The organism is Microbacterium sp. K41, from assembly GCF_004794395.1.
Taxonomy (GTDB): domain Bacteria; phylum Actinomycetota; class Actinomycetes; order Actinomycetales; family Microbacteriaceae; genus Microbacterium; species Microbacterium sufflavum.
Window position 1 is genome coordinate 1 of record NZ_SSDO01000141.1, and the last position, 5,124, is coordinate 5,124.

The 5,124-nt window shown below is 72.4% G+C and carries 8 protein-coding genes; 5 read left to right on the forward strand and 3 right to left on the reverse strand.

What is annotated here, in order from left to right; all coding sequences use genetic code 11:
- The 3 genes from DW309_RS03180 to DW309_RS03190 all read left to right on the forward strand — a co-directional run.
- The coding region (locus DW309_RS03180; RefSeq protein WP_205812602.1) for a nitronate monooxygenase at nucleotides 1-327 on the forward strand (327 nt) is incomplete at its 5' end.
- 21 nt (nucleotides 328-348) lie between these two features.
- Nucleotides 349-606: a type II toxin-antitoxin system Phd/YefM family antitoxin gene (locus DW309_RS03185; RefSeq protein ID WP_136044537.1), complete on the forward strand. Its 258-nt coding sequence runs from the start codon at nucleotides 349-351 to the stop codon at nucleotides 604-606.
- A complete protein-coding gene (locus DW309_RS03190; protein ID WP_168387158.1) occupies nucleotides 603-1,004 on the forward strand; it encodes a type II toxin-antitoxin system VapC family toxin in 402 nt (133 codons plus the stop codon). The genes DW309_RS03185 and DW309_RS03190 overlap by 4 nt, the downstream gene beginning before the upstream one ends.
- A 6-nt stretch (nucleotides 1,005-1,010) precedes the next feature.
- On the opposite strand, the gene purU is transcribed toward DW309_RS03190, so the two are convergent.
- Nucleotides 1,011-1,862 carry a formyltetrahydrofolate deformylase gene (gene purU, locus DW309_RS03195; protein ID WP_136037330.1) on the reverse strand — a complete coding sequence of 284 codons (852 nt, stop codon included), beginning with the start codon at nucleotides 1,860-1,862 and terminating at the stop codon, nucleotides 1,011-1,013.
- Nucleotides 1,863-1,946: 84 nt separating this feature from the next.
- On the opposite strand from purU, the gene DW309_RS03200 reads away from it, so the two are divergent.
- Nucleotides 1,947-3,161, forward strand: coding sequence for a cation:proton antiporter (locus DW309_RS03200; RefSeq protein ID WP_240753112.1), 1,215 nt, complete (start codon nucleotides 1,947-1,949; stop codon nucleotides 3,159-3,161).
- Complete coding sequence (locus DW309_RS03205; RefSeq protein WP_136033161.1) at nucleotides 3,158-3,628, forward strand: glutaminase; 471 nt, start codon at nucleotides 3,158-3,160, stop codon at nucleotides 3,626-3,628. The genes DW309_RS03200 and DW309_RS03205 overlap by 4 nt, the downstream gene beginning before the upstream one ends.
- 15 nt (nucleotides 3,629-3,643) lie before the next feature.
- On the opposite strand, the gene DW309_RS03210 is transcribed toward DW309_RS03205, so the two are convergent.
- Together DW309_RS03210 and DW309_RS03215 are read right to left on the reverse strand one after the other, a co-directional pair.
- Entirely contained in the window at nucleotides 3,644-4,360 is a 717-nt protein-coding gene (locus DW309_RS03210; protein ID WP_136033159.1) for a glutamine amidotransferase-related protein, read from the reverse strand.
- A gap of 40 nt (nucleotides 4,361-4,400) precedes the next feature.
- Nucleotides 4,401-5,124 (reverse strand): LysR family substrate-binding domain-containing protein (locus DW309_RS03215; RefSeq protein ID WP_240753113.1); only part of this gene is annotated, 724 nt, incomplete at its 5' end.

Consider the following 5,124-nt stretch of genomic DNA (forward strand, 5'->3'; position numbering starts at 1 on the left):
TCCGCGTCGACCGCGGCGCACCGGGACGCGATCCGCGCGACCGCCGCGGACGACACCGTTTTGACCCGGGCGATGAGCGGACGGCTCGCGCGCGGCGCCCGCAACCGCGCCGTGCGGGCGATCGAGGCGAGCGGCACCATCGCCCCCTTCCCGATGCAGAACTGGCTCACGGGGCGCTTCCGCACGGCGGCCGGGGAGCAGAACCTCGGCGAGCTGCAGTCGCTGTGGCTGGGTCAGGCGGCTCCGCTCGCCCGCGGCACCACCGCCGCCGACGTGTTCGCCGAGCTCGCCGCCGGCCTTGTCGGCGGCGTGAGGCGAAATGGCTAGGAAGATGGCTATGATGGCGTCATGTCCACTCAGAGCGTGCTCGACGCCCGGAACAACCTCTCCCGGCTGATCGCCGAGTCGCAGGCCGGAGGAGACGTCGTGATCACCAAGCGGGGGACTCCCGTGGCACGTATCGTGCCGATCGGGCCGGTCGACGTGGTGCTCAGCGGACGCGTCCTCGTCGAGTGGATCGAGCGCGACCCGCTGCCCGATCGACTGTCCCGCCCGACCAGCGAACTCGACAGCCAGATCCGAGAGAACCGGGACGCCTGGGAGTGATCTATCTCGACTCGTGCATCCTGATCTACGCATTGGAGGACCGGGGCACGTCGGGCGCGGCGGTGCGACGCGCACTGGCGAAGGTCGACATCGCCGTGGCCTCCAGCGCCCTCGCACTCCAGGAGTGCCTCGTGCGTCCGCTCCGCGAGCGCAACGCGGAGCTTCGCGACCGCTACCTTGCGATGTTCGAGCACATCGAGACGGTCGATCTCGACGCGCCGGTGTTCGTCCGTGCAGCGGAGCTGCGTGCCGACTTCGGGATCAAGACCCCGGACGCCCTGCATCTGGCGGCGGCACAGCTGTCCGGATGCACCGAACTGTGGACGAACGACAAGCGCCTGGCCGCGGCGTCCCACGGTCTCGCCGTCGACGTGCTCGCCTCACTCCCGGGGGAGTGAACCTGGTCAGAGGATGACGGTCGAGCGGCCGTGCACGATCACGCGGTCCTCGGCGTGCCACTGCACGGCGCGGGCGAGCACGAGGCGCTCGACGTCGGCGCCGCGGCTCTGCAGTTCGGCGGCGGACTCGGAGTGCGTCACCCGCGTGACGTCCTGCTCGATGATCGGCCCCTCGTCGAGGTCGGCCGTGGCGTAGTGCGCGGTCGCCCCGATCAGCTTCACGCCGCGCTCCTTGGCCCTGGCATACGGGTTGGCGCCGATGAACGCGGGCAGGAACGAGTGGTGGATGTTGATGACGGGGGCTTCGAGGCGCGTGATGAAGTCGTCCGTGAGGATCTGCATGTAGCGGGCGAGCACGACCAAGTCGACGTTGCCCTGCAGCAGCTCGAGCTGTCGCTCCTCCATGGCCTGCTTGTCGCCCGAGGGGATGTGCACGAACGGCACGCCGAACGAGCGCACGGCCTCGGCGAGGTCGGGATGGTTCGACACGACCATGGTGATGTCGATGTCGAGCTGCCCGCGCTGCGTGCGCCACAGCAGCTCCATGAGGCAGTGGTCGTACTTCGACACGAAGATCGCGACGCGCTTGCGCCGGGACACGTCGTGCAGCGACCACTCCATGCCGAAGCGCTCCGCGACGTCGGCGATGTCGGCCTCGAGCGCGGGGCGCGCGGCGGCCAGACCGGGGAGGTGGATGACGGTGCGCTGGAAGAAGCGTCCGCCCTCGGAGTCGGTGGAGTGCTGGTCGAGCGAGATGATGTTCGCACCGTGCCGCGCGAGCACACCGGCGACCGCGGCGACGATGCCGGGCTGGTCGTCGCAGGCGATCAGCAGGCGGGCGGTATCGGGCTGGCTCATGGGGGCTCCTCCAGGGTGTGCCTCGATTCTGCCGTGTCGCGCGGGCGGGGAGCGAATCGCCGGGGGCGTCGCTACCCTGAGACCGTGGACGCGAGCGACGTCGGCCTGGTGCTGATCCCCCTGCTGGCGGTCGCCGCCCCTCTGCTCGCCCGGGGCGTCCGGCCGCTCGTGCGCGTGCCGATCATCGTGTTCGAGCTCGTGCTGGGGATCCTCGTCGGCCCCGCCGTGCTCGGCTGGGTCGAGCCGGGTCCGCTGCTGGAGAAGCTGAGCGACTTCGGCCTGGCCGTGCTGTTCTTCGTCGCCGGCTCCGAGATCGACTTCCGCACGGTCGCCGGGAAACCGCTCGCCCGGGCGTCGCTCGGGTGGCTGCTCAGCGTGCTGCTCGGGATCGGGCTCGGGTTCTTCTTCGCGCCGGGGGAGGGCATGGTTGTCATCGGTATCGCCCTCAGCTCCACCGCCCTCGGCACGCTCATGCCGATCCTCCGTGACGCGCGGGAGCTGGACAGCCCGTTCGGCCGGGCGATCAGCACGATCGGGGCGGTCGGGGAGTTCCTGCCGCTGATCGCGATCTCCCTGTTCCTCAGCACCCGGACCACGCCCCTGGCGACCGCGGTCCTGCTGACCTTCGTGGTGCTCGCCGGACTCGCCGTCCTGATCGCCCATCGCATGCCGCACGGGCGACTGCACGGCATCGTGCGGGCGACGCTGCACACCTCCGACCAGTTCGGGGTGCGGTTCGTGATCCTGCTGATCGCCGCCCTGGTCGGACTCAGCGTGATGCTCGACCTCGACATGCTGCTGGGGGCGTTCGTCGCCGGCGCGATCTGGCGGATCATCATGGCGCGGGCCCCGAAGAAGGACGCCGAGGAGGTCGAGAGCAAGATCGAGGCGATCGCGTTCGGCTTCCTCGTGCCGATCTTCTTCCTCTACACCGGCGTCACGTTCGACCTCGACGCGCTGCGGTCGTCGCCGACGGCACTGGCGCTGGTGCCGGTGTTCCTGGTCGCGCTGCTGGTGTTCCGCGGGTCGGCCGCACAACTGTCCGCGCCGACGGGAGCGGGCCTGCGCGACCGCACCGCCCTGGGCCTGCTCGCCGCGACCGGTCTGCCCATCATCGTGGCCGTCACCGGCATCGGCGTGGATCAGGACATGCTCGACACGGGCACGGCCGCGGCGCTCGTCGGTGCCGGCATGCTGTCCGTGCTGCTGTACCCGCTGATCGGCATGACCCTCCGCGGCGACCGCGCTCCGGTGGTCGGGCCCGCCCTCGCCGACCGCACCAGGCAGGGGGAGCTGTGACCTCCGCCTCCGCCCTGCTGACCGACGCGGTGGCCGCGCTCGCCGGGGTGCCGCGCGAGGGGCTCGGCGAGGAACGGGAGTCGCGCTGGCGGGGTCGCCGCATCGTGCGCGTGGGGGACGCCTGGCATCTGGGCGTGCTGCTGCTCACCGACACGCACGCCCTCGCCACCGCCGAGGTGCTGCGGGCGGCCGACCCCGGACGCCGCGGCTACACGGCCGAGTCGGCACGGGCGCGCGCCGAGCGCCGAGCGGAGGCTCTGCGCGGTGGCTTCCGGGAGGGCGAGGTGGTGCACGTGGGCTGGAGCGTGATCGACGTCGCCGGGGTGGACGCGGGCGGCTCCTCGGGCCCGCTCGCCCTCGTCGACGGGGTGCCGTCGGTGCGGTGGAGCACCGCGGGCGGCTTCATGCCCCTGGAGTCGTATCTCCGCGAGCGGATCGAGCTGCTGCGCGGTGGCGCCACCGCGTGAGGGCGCGGTGACGGCTCAGGCGAAGGTCTCCGCGAAGCGTCGCAGCAGCGCGGCCCCCTCGGTGACCGACGCCGCGAGCACCTCCCGCTGCACGGCGTCGAACCGCTCGGGGTCGAAGTAACCCGTGGTGCGGTAGAACGTCATCCGGTCGGCGAAGTCGCGCGGCGTGGGCTCCGGGTGGAACTGCGCCGCGTACAGGTGCGACCCCACCCGGTAGGCCTGCACGGGGCAGGCGTCGTTCGTGGCGAGCAGCACCGCGCCCGGAGGCACGGCGGCGGCGCTCTCCTTGTGCGCGGTGAACACCGTGAGCGCGGGCCCGCTCGGCCCGAACACGGGGTCGGCGTCGCCCTCCGCCGTCGTGCGGATCACGGTCGCGCTCGCCGGCTCCGGCATGGTCGTGACCACCTCGCCGCCCCGCATCCGCGTGAGCACGCCGATGCTGAAGCACGTGAAGAACGCCGCCACGGTGGCCGCGGTCGCGGCGTGCGCGATCGTCTCCAGATCGGCCTCCACGCGCTGCTGCGTCGGGCTCTTCACCCGGTCGCTCACGTTGAACGGCGATCCCCCGATCACGATGCCCCGGTAGCGCTCCAGATGCGCGGGGCTCAGCGGCTCATGCAGGAGGTCGAGCCGGTCGACCACGTCCACGCCGAGCGCCCGGCGGAAGGAGGCGTGCTCGGCGTCGGCCGCCCCGACCTCGGGACGCACGCAGACATAGAGGAGCGAGGCCATCAGGAGATTCTAACGAGGGGCCGGGACGGCGCCGACGCGCTCAGCGGGACGAGTTCGCGGTGCGTCCGCGCACGATCCCGACGAACGCATCGACGTCGGGCGTCGTCCGGTCGCGGCGCCAGGCCAGCGCGACGGTCGACACGGGGCCGCCCGCCAGCACGCGGTGATCGACGTCCTTGCGGTGGTGCAGGCGCGCGAGCGACATCGGCACGATCACCACGCCCACGCCCGAGGCGGCGGTGGCGATCGCGTCGGACGTGGCGAGGGGTGCGAACCGCGCGGCCGTCGTCCCGGGGAGCGCGAGGCCGCCCCACACGTCGTCGCTCAGCGCGATGAGCACCTCGCCGTCCAGGTCGTCCGGGGTGAGCTCGTCCGCGGCCATCAGGTGGGAGTCCGCGGCGGCCACGACCACGGGCACCTCGTCGTACAGCGGGATCACGTGCAACGACGCGTCGTCGAGCGGCAGGCGGACGAGGGCGGCGTCGAGGTCGTCGAGAGCCGAGCGCTGCGCGGCGACCTCGATCGGGACGAGCTCGAGCGGCACGTCGGGGAGGCGCTGCTTCCACCGGTCGATCCAGGTGCCGGGAGTGGCCCCCGGCACCGCGCCCAGCCGGAACGTGCGCGGCTCCTCCGCCGCGGCGGGTGCGGCGTCGAACACGACCTTGCGGGTCGCGGGCGCCGGGGCCTTCTTCGACGCCCCGGGGCGCGGACGCGCACCGGGGACGGCCCGGTTCCGGCGCGGGGGCGTGCCCTTGCCGGAACCC